The organism is Streptomyces sp. NBC_00536 (genome assembly GCF_036346295.1).
Lineage (GTDB): Bacteria > Actinomycetota > Actinomycetes > Streptomycetales > Streptomycetaceae > Streptomyces.
This window is the reverse complement of sequence record NZ_CP107819.1, coordinates 2,757,829-2,776,458: the sequence shown is the minus strand read 5'-3', so window position 1 is coordinate 2,776,458 and position 18,630 is coordinate 2,757,829. Positions and strand designations below refer to the sequence as shown.

Annotated in this window: 15 protein-coding genes and 2 tRNA genes; 11 read left to right on the top strand and 6 right to left on the bottom strand. The window is 70.1% G+C overall.

Annotated features, from left to right (window positions below):
• Window positions 1-16 precede the first annotated feature (16 nt).
• The 3 genes from repSA to OHS33_RS12080 are packed head-to-tail and all read left to right on the top strand — an operon-like array spanning window position 17 to window position 2,740.
• On the top strand, window positions 17-1,381 hold the full coding sequence (repSA, locus tag OHS33_RS12090; RefSeq protein WP_330330394.1) for a replication initiator protein RepSA: 1,365 nt from the start codon (window positions 17-19) through the stop codon (window positions 1,379-1,381).
• Window positions 1,374-1,577, top strand: a complete 204-nt coding sequence (locus OHS33_RS12085; protein ID WP_330330393.1) for an excisionase family DNA-binding protein — start codon at window positions 1,374-1,376, stop codon at window positions 1,575-1,577. The genes repSA and OHS33_RS12085 overlap by 8 nt, the downstream gene beginning before the upstream one ends.
• Window positions 1,577-2,740, top strand: a complete 1,164-nt coding sequence (locus tag OHS33_RS12080; protein ID WP_330330392.1) for a tyrosine-type recombinase/integrase — start codon at window positions 1,577-1,579, stop codon at window positions 2,738-2,740. Before OHS33_RS12085 ends, OHS33_RS12080 begins: the two co-directional genes overlap by 1 nt.
• 69 nt (window positions 2,741-2,809) lie before the next feature.
• Here OHS33_RS12080 and OHS33_RS12075 read toward each other — a convergent pair.
• Window positions 2,810-2,880: transfer RNA gene (locus tag OHS33_RS12075), tRNA-Gly, on the bottom strand.
• A 180-nt stretch (window positions 2,881-3,060) separates the two neighbouring features.
• On the opposite strand from OHS33_RS12075, the gene OHS33_RS12070 reads away from it, so the two are divergent.
• The 6 genes from OHS33_RS12070 (at window position 3,061) to OHS33_RS12045 (ending at window position 8,326) form a co-directional block, all read left to right on the top strand.
• Window positions 3,061-3,137 (top strand) — tRNA-Pro (locus OHS33_RS12070).
• A gap of 193 nt (window positions 3,138-3,330) precedes the next feature.
• The gene (gene tig / locus OHS33_RS12065; RefSeq protein ID WP_330330391.1) at window positions 3,331-4,737 is read left to right on the top strand and encodes a trigger factor; all 1,407 of its coding nucleotides are present in this window, start codon (window positions 3,331-3,333) and stop codon (window positions 4,735-4,737) included.
• 321 nt (window positions 4,738-5,058) lie between these two features.
• A complete protein-coding gene (locus OHS33_RS12060) occupies window positions 5,059-5,676 on the top strand; it encodes an ATP-dependent Clp protease proteolytic subunit (RefSeq protein ID WP_053674923.1) in 618 nt (205 codons plus the stop codon).
• A 90-nt stretch (window positions 5,677-5,766) separates the two neighbouring features.
• Window positions 5,767-6,441 carry an ATP-dependent Clp protease proteolytic subunit gene (locus OHS33_RS12055; RefSeq protein ID WP_330330390.1) on the top strand — a complete coding sequence of 225 codons (675 nt, stop codon included), beginning with the start codon at window positions 5,767-5,769 and terminating at the stop codon, window positions 6,439-6,441.
• A 151-nt stretch (window positions 6,442-6,592) separates the two neighbouring features.
• The gene (gene clpX / locus OHS33_RS12050) at window positions 6,593-7,879 is read left to right on the top strand and encodes an ATP-dependent Clp protease ATP-binding subunit ClpX (RefSeq protein ID WP_330330389.1); all 1,287 of its coding nucleotides are present in this window, start codon (window positions 6,593-6,595) and stop codon (window positions 7,877-7,879) included.
• 174 nt (window positions 7,880-8,053) lie between these two features.
• The gene (locus OHS33_RS12045; RefSeq protein WP_330330388.1) at window positions 8,054-8,326 is read left to right on the top strand and encodes a hypothetical protein; all 273 of its coding nucleotides are present in this window, start codon (window positions 8,054-8,056) and stop codon (window positions 8,324-8,326) included.
• A gap of 54 nt (window positions 8,327-8,380) precedes the next feature.
• Here OHS33_RS12045 and OHS33_RS12040 read toward each other — a convergent pair whose 3' ends face one another.
• Together OHS33_RS12040 and OHS33_RS12035 are read right to left on the bottom strand one after the other, a co-directional pair.
• Window positions 8,381-9,364 carry a hypothetical protein gene (locus OHS33_RS12040; protein ID WP_330330387.1) on the bottom strand — a complete coding sequence of 328 codons (984 nt, stop codon included), beginning with the start codon at window positions 9,362-9,364 and terminating at the stop codon, window positions 8,381-8,383.
• Between the two features lie 116 nt (window positions 9,365-9,480).
• Entirely contained in the window at window positions 9,481-10,155 is a 675-nt protein-coding gene (locus tag OHS33_RS12035; RefSeq protein WP_330330386.1) for a hypothetical protein, read from the bottom strand.
• Window positions 10,156-10,251: 96 nt separating this feature from the next.
• On the opposite strand from OHS33_RS12035, the gene OHS33_RS12030 reads away from it, so the two are divergent.
• A complete protein-coding gene (locus OHS33_RS12030; protein WP_330330385.1) occupies window positions 10,252-12,873 on the top strand; it encodes a valine--tRNA ligase in 2,622 nt (873 codons plus the stop codon).
• 79 nt (window positions 12,874-12,952) lie between these two features.
• Here OHS33_RS12030 and OHS33_RS12025 read toward each other — a convergent pair whose 3' ends face one another.
• Together OHS33_RS12025 and OHS33_RS12020 are read right to left on the bottom strand one after the other, a co-directional pair.
• Window positions 12,953-15,538, bottom strand: a complete 2,586-nt coding sequence (locus OHS33_RS12025; RefSeq protein ID WP_330330384.1) for a YfhO family protein — start codon at window positions 15,536-15,538, stop codon at window positions 12,953-12,955.
• Between the two features lie 86 nt (window positions 15,539-15,624).
• On the bottom strand, window positions 15,625-16,224 hold the full coding sequence (locus OHS33_RS12020; protein WP_330330383.1) for a vitamin K epoxide reductase family protein: 600 nt from the start codon (window positions 16,222-16,224) through the stop codon (window positions 15,625-15,627).
• A gap of 162 nt (window positions 16,225-16,386) precedes the next feature.
• On the opposite strand from OHS33_RS12020, the gene OHS33_RS12015 reads away from it, so the two are divergent.
• Window positions 16,387-17,535, top strand: a complete 1,149-nt coding sequence (locus OHS33_RS12015) for a sensor histidine kinase (RefSeq protein ID WP_330330382.1) — start codon at window positions 16,387-16,389, stop codon at window positions 17,533-17,535.
• A 40-nt stretch (window positions 17,536-17,575) separates the two neighbouring features.
• Here OHS33_RS12015 and OHS33_RS12010 read toward each other — a convergent pair whose 3' ends face one another.
• Window positions 17,576-18,625, bottom strand: a complete 1,050-nt coding sequence (locus OHS33_RS12010) for a rod shape-determining protein (protein WP_330330381.1) — start codon at window positions 18,623-18,625, stop codon at window positions 17,576-17,578.
• Between the last annotated feature and the right edge of the window lie 5 nt (window positions 18,626-18,630).

Sequence of the window (18,630 nt, the reverse complement as noted above, 5' to 3'; positions counted from 1 at the left end):
GGAAGGAAGCACCATCATGTCCCGGCACCACCCCGCCCCGGGCCTCCTCGGCGAAATGCTGAAGGTGGCCGCGGCCCCCGACTACGCCCGTTGGGAGGACCAGATCCGCCGCACGGGCGGCTGCTCCGACCCGATCCACATCACCGGCTGGACCGTGGCCAAGGAGAAGGCCTCGGGGGAGGTCCTGCACCGCTACTCCACCGGCGACGAACCTGGCGCCCGTCTCCGGATCGCCTGCGGCAACCGCCGCGCCTCCCGCTGCCCCGCCTGTGCCTGGACCTACTCCGGTGACACGTACCACCTCATCCGCGCAGGGCTGGCCGGGGATGAGCACCGGGCAATCCCCGCCACCGTCCGCGAACACCCCCGCGTCTTCGCCACCCTCACGGCCCCGTCCTTCGGGGCGGTCCACAACCGCCCCACCGGCCGTGCCTGCCGCTGCGGTCAGCACCACCAGGAGGGCACCTCCGAACTGGGCACCGCCCTTGATCCGGCCACGTACGACTACGCCGCGGCCGTCCTCTTCAACAACCACGCCGGACAGCTCTGGCAACGCTTCACGACCCGGCTGCGCCGCGAGATCGCCGCCTCCGCCGGACTGACACAGCGCGAGCTGAAGGAGTCTGCCCGCATCTCGTACGGCAAGGTCGCTGAGTTCCAGAAGCGCGGCGCCATCCACTTCCACGCCGTGATCCGCATCGACGGACCGAAGGGGCCGGGCACTCCGCCGCCCCACTGGGCCAGCACCGAACTCCTCGACCGCTCCATACGGGCCGCCGCTGCCCACGCGTACACCTCGGTGTCAGTCCCGGCCGTCGCCAACCAGCCCGCCCACACCTTCCGGTGGGGCACGCAGCTTGACGTACGCCCCATCAAGGCCTTCGGGGACGGTTCCGACATCACGGAGCAGGCCGTCGCCTCGTACGTCGCCAAGTACGCGACCAAGGCGGCCGAGAACACCGGCACCCTCGATCGCCGGATCGGCAACCGCGAAGCCCTCGTCCTCCTCGACGTTCCTGACCACACCGCCCGCCTCATCGAGGCTTGCCTCGACCTGGACCCGCTATACCCGGACCGTCGCCTCGCCGCCTGGTCGCACATGCTCGGCTTCCGCGGCCACTTCTCCACCAAGTCCCGCCGTTACTCCACCACCCTCGGGGCCCTGCGCCAGACCCGCGCCGACTACCGCGCCGCCCAGGAGCGCGAGGCCCGCGGGCTTGCCGAAGCCGAGCCGGGCACCGTGCTTGTCCTCTCCTCCTGGCAGTACGCCGGGCACGGGCACAGCCCGGGGGAGTCGGTCCTCGCCGCGACCATCGCCCAAGGGATCCAGCTCAACCGCCAGACCGCCCGCGAAGCCCTGCAAGGAGAGCAGCATGAATGAGCGTTTCCTCAACGTCGTCCAGGTCGCCGAACTGCTCGGCACCACCGTGCGGTTCCCCCGTCGCCTCGTGGAAGAGCGGCGGATCACCTACGTGAAGGTCGGCCGTCACGTCCGCATCCCGGAAAGCGCGGTGCGCGAGTACCTCGCCGCGAACACCGTCGAGCCGCGTCGCCGCCGGATGGGGGTGGCTGCCTGATGGCCGGGAAGCGTCGACCGTTCGGCCGGGTTCGCAAGCTGCCCTCCGGCCGGTACCAGGCCCGGTACCTCGGCCCGGACGGACAGCTCCGTCCCGCGCCCGAGACGTTCCGTACGAAGAGGGACGCCGACGACTGGCTCGCCGACAAGCAGACCGAGATGCGCCGGGGCGACTGGCAGGATCCGGACGCCGGGAAGGTCGCCTTCGGGCCGTACGCCGTCGCCTGGATCAAGGAGCGCGAGCTGACCAGCACCACGCGGCAGCTCTACGGCTCGCTCCTCAAGCACCACCTGGAGCCGGTCCTCGGCGCCGTCCACCTGGCGGAGATCTCGCCGCCCCTGGTACGCAGCTGGCGTGCCGACAAGCTGGCCGGCGGGACCGGGACCATCACTGTGGCCAAGGCCTACGCCCTGCTCCGGGCCATCCTGGGGACGGCCGTGTCCGACGAGCTGATCCGGCGCAATCCCTGCCAGGTCAAGGGAGCCAGCAGCGTCCACACGCCGGAGCGGCCGACCGCCACGGTCAAGGAGGTCTACGCGCTGGCCGACGCGATACAGCCGCGCTATCGAGCCCTCGTGCTCATGGCCGGGTTTCTCGGACTGCGCTGGGGCGAGCTGATCGGCCTGCACCGACGGGATGTCGACACGGAGCACGGGGCCGTGCGCGTCCGGCGGGCCGTCGCCGAGCTGAGCAACGGGCAGCGGGAGATCAAGGCGCCGAAGAGCGCCGCGGGTAAGAGGACGGTCTCCATCCCTGGGGTGATCCTTCCGGACCTCGACGAACATCTGAAGAGGTACGCCGAGGCAGGCGCCGACGGGCGTGTCTTCGTGGGGGCCAAGGGGGCGACCCCGCGCCGGAACCACTTCAACCGGCTGTGGCAGAAGGCGTGCCGTGAGGCGGGGGTCAAGGGACTGCACTTCCATGACCTTCGGCACACGGGCAACACGCTCGCCGCGTCGACGGGGGCCAGCACGCGGGAGTTGATGACGCGGATGGGCCACAGCACCGCCCGCGCCGCGCTGATCTACCAGCACGCGAGCGCCGACCGGGACCGGCTGATCGCCGACGCGCTGAGCGGCCTCGTGAAGAAGGGCCGCAAGAGAGCCAAGGGCACGAAGGAAGATCCACAGCGGAAGGGGCACGCAGGGGGCACGCGGAGCTGATCGCCGCCCCGGGAACGACGAAGGGCCAGGCGGAGGAAACATCCTCTGACCTGGCCCTTAGTGCTTCAGAGCGGGCGACGGGAATCGAACCCGCGTAGCTAGTTTGGAAGACTAGGGCTCTACCATTGAGCTACGCCCGCACAGCGCGTGCCGGAGGTCGGGGACCGTGGCACACGCAGCATCCTAGCGGGTTCCGGCGGGCGGGTGCACACCGCATTCCGGGTCGTGTGTCCCAGCCGTGTGTGTCGGCCATGTATCTCCCGTTCCCCACGCGCGCGCGTCGGAACGTCTCCGGGCATGTACCCTACGTGTCGCACCGACGGGGTGTGGCGCAGCTTGGTAGCGCGTCCGCTTTGGGAGCGGAAGGTCGTCGGTTCGAATCCGGCCACCCCGACCAGCATCATCTCCAGCGCCGTCTTCAGCGGCGCCTCCGGCGTGGTCATGACGAAGATCGCGTTGTGGGCTGCTTACCGCTTGCGGTTACTATGCAAGCTGCGTGCCCGTGTGTCTGATGTACCGGGCCCGATCCGCTGAACCGCTGAATCGCAGCGACAGCAGACCCCAGCAGTCAGCCACAAGGAGACCTAACCGTGAAGAGCGCCGTGGAGACCCTGAACCCGACTCGGGTTCGGTTCACTGTTGAGGTGCCCTTCGAGGAGCTCAAGGACAGCCTCGACGCGGCGTACAAGAAGATCAACCAGCAGGTCACGGTGAAGGGCTTCCGTAAGGGCAAGATCCCGGCCCGAGTCATCGACCAGCGCTTCGGCCGCGGTGCTGTGCTGGAGGAGGCCGTCAACGACGCCCTCCCGAAGTTCTACACCGAGGCGGTCAACGAAGCCGAGGTCAACCCGCTGGGCCAGCCCGAGGTCGACATCACGGAGCTGAAGGACGGCGAACTGCTGGCCTTCACCGCCGAGGTCGACATCCGCCCGACCGTCGAGATCCCGGACTACTCCGGCATCGAGGTCGAGGTCGACGCGGTCGAGGTCACCGACGAGGACGTCGAGAAGTCGATCGAGCAGCTGCGCGGCCGCTTCGCGACCACCAGCGTCGTCGAGCGCGCGGCCGTCGAGGGCGACGTCGTCACCATCGACCTGGAAGCCAAGGTCGACGGCGAGGTGCTCGAGGACGGTGTCGCTTCCGACGTCTCGTACACCATCGGCTCGGGCGAGCTGCTCGAAGGCATCGACGAGGCCGTGACCGGCCTGGAGGCCGGTGGCGAGGCCACCTTCACCTCCCAGCTCAAGGGCGGCTCCGCCGAGGGCAAGGACGCCGAGGTCACCGTGAAGGTCACCAAGGTTTCCGCCCGTGAGCTGCCGGAGCTGGACGACGAGTTCGCCCAGACCGCGAGCGAGTTCGACACGCTGGCGGACATGAAGGCCGACAGCCGCAAGCGCCTCGAGAACATGAAGCAGTACGACCAGGCCACCCAGGCCCAGGAGCGCGTGCTGGAGAAGTTCCTGGAGCTGGCCGAGGTCCCGATCCCCGAGAAGCTCCTCGAGGACGAGGTCAACACCCGCAAGCACAGCCTGGAACACCACCAGCTGGGCCAGATGGGCCTGACCCTCGAGAAGTACCTGGAGATCCAGGGCAAGACGGTCGAGGAGTTCGACGCCGAGACCCGTGAGCAGGCCGTCAAGGGCATCAAGACCCAGTTCCTCCTCGACGAGCTGGTCAACAAGGAGAAGCTGAACGTGAACCAGGAGGAGCTCACCGAGCACCTCATGCGTCGCGCGCAGTCCTCCGGCATGTCCCCGGACCAGTTCGCCCAGGCCGTCGTCGAGGGCAACCAGGTCCCGATGCTGGTCGGCGAGGTCGCCCGCGGCAAGGCCCTCGCGGTCGTCGTGGAGGCCGCCAAGGTCGTCGACACCAACGGTGTCGAGGTCGACCTGTCGGACGAGGACGAGGAGCAGGCCGCCGAGACGGTCGAAGCTGTCGTCGACGCCGGCGCCGACGAGACCGACGCCGATGAGGCGAAGGCCGAAGAGGCCAAGTAAGCCCGGACAGGGGGTCGGTCACGGCCCCCTCGCAAGGCTTCTGAGCAGCACCTGAGCAGGACCCGAGCAGTGCCCGAAGGGCCCGGACGCGTGTGCGTCCGGGCCCTTCGGCATGGCCCCGCGGGGGGCTTCGTACCTTGCGCTCCGAGCGAACAGTTCGGGAAGCGGGATGGCGTTGTCCGACCTGCGCGTTAGGGTCCATGAATACGAGGGTTGCGGGAGTACCCGGACACGGCGGACAGGTCCTCGCCGGCCGAGCCGCGGCCCCTGAAAGAGACGCTGAGACGGCACGTTAGCCGTCGGAGACGAGCAGGTGGATACGTGACGAATCTGAAGCCTTACGCCGCGGGTGAGCCGTCCATCGGTGGCGGCCTCGGCGACCATGTCTACAACCGGCTGCTCGGCGAGCGCATCATCTTCCTCGGTCAGCAGGTCGACGACGACATCGCGAACAAGATCACGGCGCAGCTCCTCCTCCTGGCCGCCGAGCCGGAGAAGGACATCTTCCTGTACATCAACAGCCCCGGTGGCTCGGTGACGGCCGGCATGGCCGTCTACGACACCATGCAGTACATCCCCAACGACGTCGTCACCATCGGCATGGGCATGGCGGCCTCGATGGGCCAGTTCCTGCTCACCGGTGGCGCCAAGGGCAAGCGTTTCGCCCTGCCGAACACCGACATCCTGATGCACCAGGGTTCCGCGGGCATCGGCGGCACCGCCTCCGACATCAAGATCCAGGCCCAGTACCTGCTGCGCACCAAGCAGCGCATGGCCGAGATCACCGCGTTCCACTCGGGCCAGACCGTCGAGGCGATCATCCGCGACGGTGACCGCGACCGCTGGTTCACCTCCGAGGAGGCCAAGGAGTACGGCCTCATCGACGAGATCATCTCGGCCGCGTCCAACGTGCCGGGCGGCGGTGGCACCGGGGCCTGATCCCCGGCGGCACCGGGGGACCCGCTCCGGGACCCCCGGGCACGCACCGCACGTACCAGCCCAGCCGACAGCCCGCAGAACGCCACCAGGATGGTGAAAACCCCGATGTACATGAACAACCTCTCTCCCGCGAGCGGCCTCCACACCGGTCCGCAGGTGGACAACCGCTACGTCATCCCGCGCTTCGTCGAGCGCACCTCGCAGGGCGTGCGCGAGTACGACCCGTACGCGAAGCTCTTCGAGGAGCGCGTGATCTTCCTCGGCGTGCAGATCGACGACGCGTCCGCCAACGACGTCATGGCGCAGCTGCTGTGCCTGGAGTCGATGGACCCGGACCGCGACATCTCCATCTACATCAACAGCCCCGGTGGCTCCTTCACCGCGCTGACGGCGATCTACGACACGATGCAGTTCGTGAAGCCGGACATCCAGACGGTCTGCATGGGCCAGGCGGCCTCCGCCGCCGCCGTCCTGCTGGCCGCCGGTACTCCGGGCAAGCGCATGGCGCTGCCGAACGCCCGCGTGCTGATCCACCAGCCGTCCGGCGGCACCGGCCGCGAGCAGCTCTCCGACCTGGAGATCGCGGCCAACGAGATCCTGCGCATGCGCGACCAGCTGGAGACCATGCTGGCCAAGCACTCGACGACGCCGCTGGAGAAGATCCGCGACGACATCGAGCGCGACAAGATCCTGACGGCCGAGGACGCGCTCGCGTACGGCCTGATCGACCAGATCGTCTCCACCCGCAAGAGCAACGCGGTCTGATCCTTGCCACCCCTTGGCGTGGCCGCACATCGCAGAAGGCGATGTGAACCACGTCAAGGGGGCCCCGCGGGGGGCACTTGGCAAGGTACCGTCGGATAGAGGCACCAGGAGCGCTGAACCAGGCGTCTCCCAGGCGAAGGGGAAGCACCTCGTGGCACGCATCGGTGATGGTGGCGACCTGCTCAAGTGCTCGTTCTGCGGAAAGAGCCAGAAGCAGGTGAAGAAGCTCATCGCAGGTCCCGGTGTGTACATCTGCGACGAGTGCATCGACCTCTGCAACGAGATCATCGAAGAGGAGCTCGCCGAGACCTCCGAGGTCAGGTGGGAGGAACTCCCCAAGCCTCGTGAGATCTACGAGTTCCTGGAGGGCTACGTCGTCGGCCAGGAGCCGGCGAAGAAGGCGCTCTCCGTCGCGGTGTACAACCACTACAAGCGCGTCCAGGCCGGCGAGAACGGCGGCGCGCAGGGCCGGGACGACGCGATCGAACTCGCGAAGTCCAACATCCTCCTGCTGGGACCCACGGGTTCCGGCAAGACGCTGCTGGCCCAGACGCTCGCGCGCATGCTCAACGTCCCGTTCGCCATCGCCGACGCGACGGCGCTGACCGAAGCCGGGTATGTCGGCGAGGACGTCGAGAACATCCTGCTCAAGCTGATCCAGGCCGCGGACTACGACGTCAAGAAGGCCGAGACCGGGATCATCTACATCGACGAGATCGACAAGGTGGCCCGCAAGAGCGAGAACCCGTCGATCACGCGCGATGTGTCGGGCGAGGGCGTCCAGCAGGCCCTGCTGAAGATCCTGGAAGGCACGACCGCCTCCGTCCCGCCGCAGGGCGGCCGGAAGCACCCGCACCAGGAATTCATCCAGATCGACACGACGAACGTGCTCTTCATCGTGGGCGGAGCCTTCTCCGGCCTGGAGAAGATCATCGAGTCGCGCGCCGGGGCCAAGGGCATCGGCTTCGGGGCGACGATCCGCTCGAAGCGCGAGATCGAGGCCAGCGACCAGTTCCACGAGGTCATGCCGGAGGACCTGGTGAAGTTCGGGATGATCCCCGAGTTCATCGGCCGCCTCCCCGTCATCACCTCGGTGCACAACCTCGACCGCGAGGCCCTGCTGCAGATCCTGATCGAGCCGCGCAACGCCCTGGTGAAGCAGTACCAAAGGCTGTTCGAACTCGACGGGGTCGAGCTGGACTTCGAGCGCGAGGCCCTCGAAGCCATCGCGGACCAGGCGATCCTCCGCCAGACGGGCGCGCGTGGTCTGCGCGCCATCATGGAAGAGGTCCTGATGTCGGTGATGTACGAGGTCCCGTCCCGCAAGGACGTGGCCCGCGTCGTCGTCACCTCGGAGGTCGTCCGCTCCAACGTGAACCCCACGCTGGTCCCGCGGATCGTCCCGAAGGACCAGGGCCCGCAGGAGAAGTCGGCGTAACGGCCGCAGGTACGGACGTACGAGGAGGGGCGCCCCGGATGACCGGGGCGCCCCTCCTCGTGTGTTCAGGACTTCAGTCCCTGAGAATCGGCCATATGTTCTATGTGACCTGTCGCCGGGAAGGGCTTCTTGATCAACTGGCTCTCGCCAACCATTCCCTGAAGGGGCGAGAGTATGAAGAAGAAGCGTACGTTCGGCGTTTTGGCGGCCACGTTTGCCGCGGCTGTGGTGCCCATGGTGGCGGCGTCCCCGGCATCGGCCGATACGTATGACTGCCGTCAATTCCTGAGCAACGTTGGCTACAACGTGGGTCCGCTTGTGAAGGCGGCATGTGATGCCGGCGAGGGAGTATTGATCACGGACTGGGACAGCTGCTATTTCGGCCTGAAGAACATCGGAGTGAAGGACAGCGACGTTTACACGGCTTGCGCTGAAGCCCAGCGATAAGAACGCGGGACTGGTCGGCGCCGGGGCGTCGCCCCGCGCCGACCGTCGTTGCGATCAGGCCTTGACGCGGGCCGTGTTGTACAGCTTCGCCGCGAGGTCGGCGGTCTGCTCCAGGGTGAAGCCCGGCTTGCCGGCCAGCAGGGAGGCGACGTCCGAGGCGCTGACCACGCTCAGGGTGCTGTAGTCACCCCAGATGCAGATCGGGAGCGTGCCTCCCTTGGGCCCCTTGGAGGCGGCCGCGTCCTTCGAGGTGAACTTGGCCTCCTGGCACTTCAGTACGGCGCCCTTGAAGCCGGCCGGACTCATCGTCTTGGGGCTTCCGACGAGCTCGACCTCACTGCTCTTCGGGTCTTTGGTGGTGTTCATCTTGACCATGGCGAAGTAACCGTCCACCGTCTTCTCGGGGTCGGCGATGTCGCCGTAGACGCCCTTGAAGCTGAGCCCCTTGGTCAGCAGCGGGTTCTTCGGATCGCCGGACTGATAGGCCATGCCCACCTGGGTGGCGTTCTTGATGCCCGCCGCCTCGGCCTCCTGCTTGTCCTTGTCGCTGAAGGGCTTCTCCGTGTAAGTCGGGTCCTTCTTGAAGTCGTTGACCGTCTCCGGCGGCACCAGCTTGTAGCCCTTGGTGTCGGCCGAGATGGAGCCGCCCGAGCCGCCGCCCTGGGTGAAGTAGTAGCCCGCGCCGCCGATGACCGCGATCGCTACGACCACCGAGAGGATGATCACACCCGTCTTGGACTTCTTCGGGGGCTGCGTGTACCCGGGCTGGGGGTAGCCCGGCTGCTGGTAACCCGGCTGCTGCTGGGGGTAGCCCTGCGGGGGGACGCCCGGCTGCTGGGGGTAGCCGTAGCCCGGGGCCTGCGGGGGCGGGGGCTGCTGGGGGTAGCCCGGCTGCTGGTAGCCGGGCTGCTGCTGCGGGTAGCCGTACCCGGGCTGCTGCGGCGGGGGCTGCTGTCCGTACGGCCCCGGCTGGGCCCCGTACGGTCCCGGCTGCTGCGGCTGCTGGCCGCCGTACGGACCTGGCTGGTTGTAACTCATACCCGCGTCCCCCTTAGGAACTACTTATGTTGCTCACATCCTGACGGACGGGCAGGTGACACCGTGCCCCGGGGCCCCGGCAGTTACCGAACTACTACGACCCGACTACGAGCCGACTACGACGCGGGGACCTCCATCGCCTCGCGCAGGGCCTTCGCCCGCGCCGCGAGCGCGTCGAGTGTCACCGGCTTGTTTTCGATGGGGACGGTGACCGTCACGAGCGAGCTGTGGTCGGCCCACATGCACATCGGGAGCGTGCCGCCCTGGATCGGGAGGGTGCCGCAGCGCAGCGCGCCGCCCGCGGGAGTGCCGGCCTCGTGCGTCGTGACCACTCCGTCCTTGATGCCCATGGCCCGCATGCCCGCGGTCACCGCCGCGCCCGGGTCGTCGTCGGTGAAGCGGCCCGCGGTCCCGCTGACGACGAGCTGCGCGGTGCCCGCCTGGTCGGCGTACACGACGGCGACGGGCGTCGTGCCGGGCTTCGGGGCTCCCTGGCCCTCCTTGATGGCGTCGACCCGCGGGCCGGAGTCCTGGAGGGTCAGGCCCTCGAAGGAGGCGGGCGGTACCAGCTTGTAGCGTCCCGCGTCCACCGGGCCGTCTTCGGCCAGGAGCGCGTTCATGGCCAGTCGACCGCCCACCAGGCCCGCCGCGGTCGCGAGGACGCCCACGACCACCCACAGGGCGCGCTTCGTCTTCGACGGCGGAGGGGGCGGCGAAGACACGTAGGCCGCGTAGGGGTTCGGAGGTGCCGGTACGGAAGGCTGCGCCACCTGCTGATCGTTCTCGTTCATCCGCTCAGTGACGCCGACCTGCCATGCGCAGGTCAACGGATGCCGGGATGCGGTATCGATTCGTAACGGGGCCCAGGCCGCCCGTATCCTGTGCCCGTGACCGAGAACACGCAGACACCCAGCAGCCCCGACTCCGAACTGCCGACCGCGTACGTGCCGGCCGACGTAGAGGGGAAGCTCTACGAGCGCTGGGTAGAGCGTGGGTACTTCGAGGCGGACGAGAAGAGCGAGAAGCCTCCGTACGCCATCGTCATCCCCCCGCCGAACGTCACCGGAAGCCTCCACCTGGGGCACGCCTTCGAGCACACGCTGATCGACGCCCTCACCCGCCGCAAGCGCATGCAGGGCTACGAGACCCTGTGGCAGCCCGGCATGGACCACGCGGGCATCGCGACCCAGAACGTCGTCGAGCGCGAGCTGGCCAAGGAGGGCAAGTCCCGCCACGACCTGGGCCGTGAGGCGTTCGTCGAGCGCGTCTGGCAGTGGAAGGGCGAGTCCGGCGGTCAGATCTCCGGTCAGATGCGCCGGCTGGGTGATGGTGTGGACTGGTCGCGCGAGCGGTTCACGATGGACGAGGGCCTGTCCGAGGCCGTCCAGACCATCTTCAAGAAGCTCTACGACGACGAACTGATCTACCGCGCCGAGCGCATCATCAACTGGTGCCCGCGCTGCCTCACCGCGATCTCCGACATCGAGGTCGAGTACCAGGACGACGACGGCGAACTCGTCTCCATCCGGTACGGGGAAGGTGACGCCTCCATCGTCGTCGCCACGACCCGCGCCGAGACGATGCTGGGTGACACGGCCGTCGCCGTCCACCCGGAGGACGAGCGCTACAAGCACCTCGTCGGCACCGAGATCGAGCTGCCGCTCACCGGCCGCCGCATCCCGGTCGTCGCGGACGAGCACGTCGACCCCGAGTTCGGCACCGGCGCCGTCAAGGTGACCCCGGCGCACGACCCGAACGACTTCGAGATCGGGCAGCGCCACGGCCTGCCCAACCTCGCCGTCATGGACGAGCACGCCGTCATCACCGTCCACGGCCCCTTCCAGGGCCTGGACCGGCTGGAGGCCCGTTCCGCCATCGTCGGCGCCCTGCGCGCCGAGGGCCGGATCGTCGCGGAGAAGCGCCCGTACACCCACTCGGTCGGCCACTGCTCGCGCTGCAAGACCACCATCGAGCCCCGTCTGTCGCTCCAGTGGTGGGTCAAGGTCGCCCCGCTCGCCAAGGCCGCCGGTGACGCGGTCCGCGACGGCAAGGTCAAGATCCACCCGCAGGAGATGGAGAAGCGCTACTTCGACTGGGTCGACAACCTGCACGACTGGTGCATCTCGCGCCAGCTGTGGTGGGGCCACCGCATCCCGGTCTGGTACGGCCCGAACGGCGAGATCGTCTGCGTCGGCCCCGACGAGCAGCCGCCGTCCGGCGAGGGCTGGACCCAGGACACGGACGTCCTGGACACCTGGTTCTCCTCCGGCCTGTGGCCGTTCTCCACGCTCGGCTGGCCGCAGCAGACCGAAAGCCTGGCGAAGTTCTACCCGAACGCCGTGCTGGTCACCGGCTACGACATCCTCTTCTTCTGGGTCGCCCGGATGATGATGTTCGGCCTGTACGCGATGGACGGCACCCCGCCGTTCGGCACCATCGCCCTGCACGGCATGGTCCGCGACGAGCGCGGCAAGAAGATGTCGAAGTCCTTCGGCAACGCGGTCAACCCGCTGGACTGGATGGACAAGTACGGTTCCGACGCCGTCCGCTTCACGCTGGCGCGCGGTGCCAACCCCGGTGTCGACGTCCCGATCGGCGAGGACTGGGTCCAGGCCTCCAGCAAGTTCGCCAACAAGATCTGGAACGCCACCCGCTTCGCGATGATGAACGGCGCCACGATCGAGGGCGATCTGCCGCCGGTCGAGGAACTGTCCGCCACCGACCGCTGGGTGCTGTCCCGGCTGAACGAGACGGTCGCGCAGGCCGACGCCTACTACGAGGACTACCAGTTCTCGAAGCTGTCGGACGCCCTCTACCACTTCGCGTGGGACGAGGTCTTCGACTGGTACGTGGAGCTGTCGAAGACGACCTTCTTCGCGGGTGGCGAGCCGGCGAAGGCCTCCGCCCGGGTCCTGGGCGAGGTCCTCGACGTCATGCTGCGGCTGCTGCACCCGGTGGTCCCGTTCGTCACCGAGACCCTGTGGACCACGCTGACCGGCGGCGAGTCCCTCGTGATCGCCGACTGGCCGAAGGACAGTGGCTTCCGCGACGCGGCCGCCACGGCCGAGATCGAGGGCGTCCAGAGCCTGGTCCGTGAGGTCCGCCGGTTCCGCAAGGAGCAGGGCCTCGACGACAAGCAGAAGGTTCCGGCCCGCCTGGACCTGTCCGCCACGGCGCTGGCCGCCCACGAGGCCGCCATCCGCCAGGTGCTGCGCCTCCAGCCGGAGGGCGACGAGTTCAGCGCCACCGCGACCCTCCCGGTCGCCGGTGCCACGGTCGCGCTCGACCTGTCGGGCACCATCGACATCCCGGCGGAGCGCAAGCGGCTGTCCAAGGACCTGGCCGCCGCCGAGAAGGAGAAGCAGCAGGCCGAGGCGAAGCTGGGGAACGAGGCGTTCATCGCCAAGGCCCCCGACAACGTCGTGGACAAGATCAAGGGCCGCCTGGCCAAGGCCGAGGCGGACATCGCCCGGCTCCAGGCCCAGCTGGACTCCCTTCCGGCGGCCTAGCAGCCCCAAGGACACGGCGAAGGCCCCGCACCGTCATCGGTGTGGGGCCTTTCCCGTGTTCACGTCCGGTCCGGCCCGGTCAGCGCCTGCGCAGCCGCAGCCGGGTGAAGACGCCGACGCCTACGAGCGCCAGCGCGCCCGCGCCGGTGCCGGCGAGCCCGGCCGTCAGGCCCGGCGGCCGGTACGCGCACGCGATCCGCGAGGCGCCGTCCTTCCCCAGCGGTACGCCGAGCAGCCCCTGGTAGGAGACCGGCGGCCGGGCGGGGCCGCCGTCGACCGAGCAGGTCCAGCCCGGGGGAGCGGTGGTGGCGACCACGGCGGTGCCGGTGGAGCCGTGGGGGAGGCGGGCGGTCAGCGTGTGGCCGCCGGTCGTCACCGTGGCGCCGCCGGTCTCCCGCAGGGTCCGCACGGCCTGCTCGAAGGCGGGGACGTCCAGGCAGCCGAGGGCGTCGGCCGGGAGCGACTGGCCGTCCTCGCCGGTGTGGACGGTGAAGGTGAAGCGGCCGTCGGCGGGGACCGTGCCCAGTTCCTTGAGCGGGGCCAGGCGTTGCGGCGGATCGCCGTAGAAGCCTTCGGAGGGGCTGCCGGGGGCCGCGACGTCGGCGCGCAGCGCGGGCGCGTAGAGGAAGGCGCGCGCCCCGGGCGTGCACCGGGCGGTGAAGGTGTTGCCCGGCGTCCCCGCGGCGCCCGCGTCCGCCGGGTCCGGGCTCAGCCGCAGGCCGCGCCGCGGGTCCTGGGCGCCGAGGACGGGGACCTCGTACACCCGGGCGCCCAGCGCCGCCTGGCGCCGGGCCCACACCGAGTCCGCGGGGGCCCCGTACGCCCGGTCGCTGCCCGGCGGCCGTACGGCGACGAGCGGCACGGCGGGCGTCTCGCGCACCCGGACCCCGTCGGTGCCGATGACGTCGAGGGTGGTGCCGATGCCGAGCAGGGCCTGCAGGACGGGGTCCCGTACGGGCCACAGGTGGCGGCCGCCCATGGCCTCGCCGAGGCCGAGCCCGGCGAGCGCTCCGGCGGTCTCCCGGGTGATGTAGCTGCTGTAGTACGAGCCGCCCTGGGTGCCGAGCAGCATCGCGTCGTTGTTGGTGACGAAGACCCCCGGCCCGGGGTCGGTGCGCGCGTCGGGCCACCGGTCGCGCGGGCCCAGGGCCTGGCGGGTGTTGAGGCCGAGCTGGGTCATGGTCTGGGCGCGGGCGGGGCCCCGCTTGGCCGGGTCGAGGAGGTCGGTGAGTCCGTAGACGCAGTACGTGGCCCCCGCGAGGACGGTGACGGCGAGCAGCCCGGCCACGGCGGCGCGGGCCGGGCGGCGCAGCCCGCGCGCGTAGAGCAGCAGGAGCGCGGTGACGGCGGCCCCGCCCGCGAGGCTGCCGGTCAGCGCGTGGCCGCCGACGGGCTGGGCGTCGTACGTGAACGCGAGGAGCAGGGCGAGCAGCGCGGCTCCGCCGAGCAGGGCCCGGGGGCGGGGCATCCGGGCCAGGCAGAGCCAGGCGGCCATGGCCAGGAATCCGCTGAGGACGAAGGATTCGCGGAAGGGGGCGCCGTGCGGGAGGGCGAGGCCCTGCCAGAGCTTGGCGGTGGGGGTGAACACGAAGGAGAGCGCGGTGAGGGTGATCAGCACGCTCCAGGCGACCCGCTCGCGGACCGGGACGCGGGACTGGAAGGGCAGCGCGAGGACCAGCAGGAGGACGAGGGAGCCGGTGAACACGTTGGGCGCCGAGGGGCTCGCGATGCTGCCGGGCAGGAACATCGCCAGGTAGGTGCGGGCGGGGGTGGCCACGCTGACGACGTATTTGTCGGTGGGCTGGGCCTGGGCGTTGGCGAGGGCGCACACCAGGATGGCGGGGGCGGCGAGCAGCATGCCGGTGGCGGTCATGGTGGCGGCCCGGCCCAGCACCCGCAGCCGGGTGCGCCCGTCGGCGGTGGAGGTCAGCAGCCGCAGCAGCAGGACGAGCGCGGCCGCCAGGGTGGCCATGGCGGCGGTGTAGAAGTTCGCGTACCAGCAGAGTGCGACGAGGAGGCTGCCGAGGAGCGGGCGGCGGCCGGTCAGGGCCCAGTCGGCGGCTATGCAGAGCAGCGGGAGGGCGACCAGGCCCCACATCCACATGGGGACGATGGCGCCCTCGGCCGTGGTCCAGCCGCAGAGGGCGTAGCCGACGGACATCAGGGCGCGCAGCCACGGCGAGCCGGGGCGGAGCCTGCCGAGGAAGACGGTCATGACGGCGGCGGCCAGGCCGATGCTGAACAGGCTGACCAGGAAGACGGGGAATTCGCTCTGGTCGCGGGGGAAGAGGCCGACGAGCCAGGAGAACGGGTTGGCGAGGTAGGTGAAGAAGTCGCCGAGGAAGCCGACGCCGTAGCCGCTCTGCCAGTTGTAGAGGAGGTCGCCGGGCACGGCGGCGTGCTGGAGGTCCCACAGGTGGGTGTGGAAGGGCACGTACTGGTGGCGCAGGTCGTTGTCGGCGCGCGGCGACGGGCCGAAGGGGTAGCTGCCGAAGGCGGCGAGGCCCGCGCCGTAGGCGGTCATGGCGATGAGGGCCGAGACGAGGGCGGCGAGGGCGCCGAGGAGCGGGCGGCGGCCCGGAGGTGCTTCGCCGCGGCCGGATCCGCCGCGTCGGTCCGCGGGCCGGGGCAGGACGGCGGCAGGGGTGGTCGGGGCGTGACTCATCGGAATGCGGGGCCTCGGGTGGTCGGGCTCGCTGCCTGGCCGGAGGGCCGCAGAGACCCGATCCTAAGTAACCCGTCAGTAAATCGTCAGAGGATTCGAATACCGAATACGGAAGAGCCGAATACGGAAGGCCCGAATACGGAAAAGATGAGCGCCACGACGAGGAGGTAGAGGAACGCGGGGACCAGCCAGTGGGGCACGGCCCGCAGCGCGGACCCCGGCCGGGACAGGTGCCGTGTGACGTACCAGAAGAGCGGGATCATGACCGCCCACACGACCATGCACCACGGACACAGCGCGCCGATCACGAACAGGCACTGGCCGATCAGCCACACCGTGAAGGCGAAGCCCGCCGCGACCCCGGCCCACACACCGCGCCACAGCCAGCGCGGGAAGACCGCCCCGGCGACCAGCGCCAGGCCCAGGCCCGCCAGCGCCGCGAAGCCCGCGACGCCCAGGAGCATGTTGGGGAAGCCCAGCAGATTGCCCTGCCAGGTGGTCATCACGTCGCCGCAGCTCAGGACCGTGTTGATGTTGCAGCCGGGACTGAAGAGCGGGTCCTCCAGGCCGCGGATGCGGTCGTAGGTCAGCACGCACGAGGAGAGCGTGCCGAGCACGCCGCCGATCAGCAGCAGGAGGGGCAGGCCGCGGAGCCGGGCGCCGGCGGGGGAGTACTCGGTGGTCATCTTTTCGAGGTTACGAAGACCGGGGCGGGCCGGGGCAGGGCCGTCCGGCCCGTCTCCGGTTCCCTTCAGGCCCGTTCCGGACCATGACGGAGTGCCGCATATCACCTTTTCCGGGCGTCCGGCTGATCCGATCGCCTCCGCCGACCACGGATGATGGAGGGCATGCACGTCAAGCCCGTCGCCCCGGCGCTCCACCGGGTCCAGGCCGCCGGCCGCCGGCTCTCCGAGAGCTGGGCCGGGTCGCGGCGCGCGCTCGACGTCCTCACCGCGCTGGGCTGCCTCGGGCTGATGGCGCTGGACCTGCCGGGACTGGCCTCCGAGGACAACTCGCTGAACGCCCCGCAGGCCGCCGTGGTCCTCACCGTCGGCGCCGCCACCCTGCTGCTGCGGCGCCGGGCGCCGTGGCTCTCGTACGTCACCGCGCTGCTCTTCATCGGCTGGCTGCACGAACTCACCCTCATCCAGTTCGCGCTGTACTCCGTCGGCCGCTACCGCGGGCGGCGGGCCGGGATCCTCGCCACGACCGGGTACGTCCTCTTCGCCTTCGCCCTCTTCAACCTGCCGGGCTGGCCCGAGGAACGGGCCGACACCCTGAGCGGCTTCCTCAGCCTGGTCATCCCCATCGGGGTGCTGGCCGCCGCCGTCGGCATCGCCGCCTACCGGCACGACCTGGTGCGCGAGCTGGCCGTGCGGCGCGGCGAATCGGCCGTCTACGAGGCCGTGGAGCAGGAGCGCCGCTCGGTCGCGCGGGACGTGCACGACTTCGTCGGGCGGGAGCTGACCCTGCTGACGGTGCGCTCCGAGGTGCTCTCGATGAGGGCGCGCGACACGGCCCACGCGAAGGACTTCGAGGAACTGGCCGACACCGCGCGCCGGGCCCACCTCGTGCTCAACGAGATCATCGTGCAGCGCGGCGAGCGGGCCGCCACCCCGGGCGTGGACGGGCTGCCCGCGCTCGCCGACGAGAGCGGCCGGGCGGGCTCGCCCGTTCGGCTCGTCATGGACCCGGACGTGCGCGCGCTCTCGCCGCTGCGCCAGGCCGCCGTGTACCGGGTGGTCCAGGAGTGCCTGACGAACGCCGCCAAGCACGCGCGCGGCGAGACCATCGAGGTGTCCATCGCGGCCGACGGCCCGCAGCTGCGGATCGCGGTCAGCAACGGCCTGCCCGTGCGCGGCCCGGTGCGCGCCCCCGTCTCGGCGGGCTCGGGCACGGCGAGCATGGCCGAGCGCGTCCGCAGCCTGGGCGGCACCCTGACCGCGACGCGCACGCACGACACCTACACGGTCGTCGCCACCCTCCCGCGCGGCTGAGCGAGCACCGGGGGCCTCCCGAGGCCCACCGCCGGGTCGCTCACTTCGCCGCCGGGGCCAGCAGCGAGTTCAGCGTGTCCATGTCCTCGACGCACTTGCCCGAGCCCAGGGCCACGCAGTCCAGCGGGTTGTCCGCGACGAACACCGGGATGCCGGTCGCCGAGGCGACGCGCAGGTCCAGCCCCGGCAGCAGCGCGCCGCCGCCGGTCAGCACGATCCCGTACTCCATCACGTCACCGGACAGTTCCGGCGGGCACTCCTCCAGGGTGGTGCGGACCGCCGCGATGATCGCCTCGACCGGCTCGTCGAGGGCCGAGCGCACGTCCTGGGAGGTCAGTTGCAGGGTCTTGGGCATCCCCGCCACCTTCTCGCGGCCGCGCACGGTGAAGGTGCGCTCCTCCAGCTCCGGCTGCCCGGGGTCCGGCCAGGCCGAGCCGATCGCGCACTTGATGTCCTCGGCGGTGCGCTCGCCGATGAGCAGCGAGTGCTCCTTGCGGACGTAGTCGATGATCGCCGCGTCGAGCCGGTCCCCGCCGACCCGCAGCGACTGCGAGGTGACGATCCCGCCCAGCGAGATCACGGCGACCTCGGTGGTGCCGCCGCCGATGTCCACCACCATCGAGCCGCGCGGTTCCGCGACCGGCAGCCCGGCGCCGATCGCCGCCGCCATCGGCTCCTCGATCAGGTGCACGGCCTTGGCCCCCGCCCGGGTCGAGGCGTGGATGATGGCCCGCCGCTCGACCGGGGTGACCCCGGACGGTACGCAGACCACCATGCGGGTGCGCGGCCTGCGGCCCGGCACGGCCTTGCGCACGAAGTGCCGGATCATCTCCTCCGCGGCCTCGTAGTCGCAGATCACCCCGCCCTTGAGCGGGCGGATCGCGGTGATGGAGCCGGGGGTGCGGCCGATGGTCTCCTTGGCGTCGGTGCCCACGGCGACGGCCGTCGTGGTGCCCGCCCGGACCGCCACCACGGACGGCTCATTGAGCACGATGCCGTGGCCCCGTGCGTAGACGAGGGTGTTCGCGGTCCCCAGATCTATCCCTATGTCGCGGCTGGACCCCGTCTTATTGCTGCTGGCCTGCGGCATTTGTT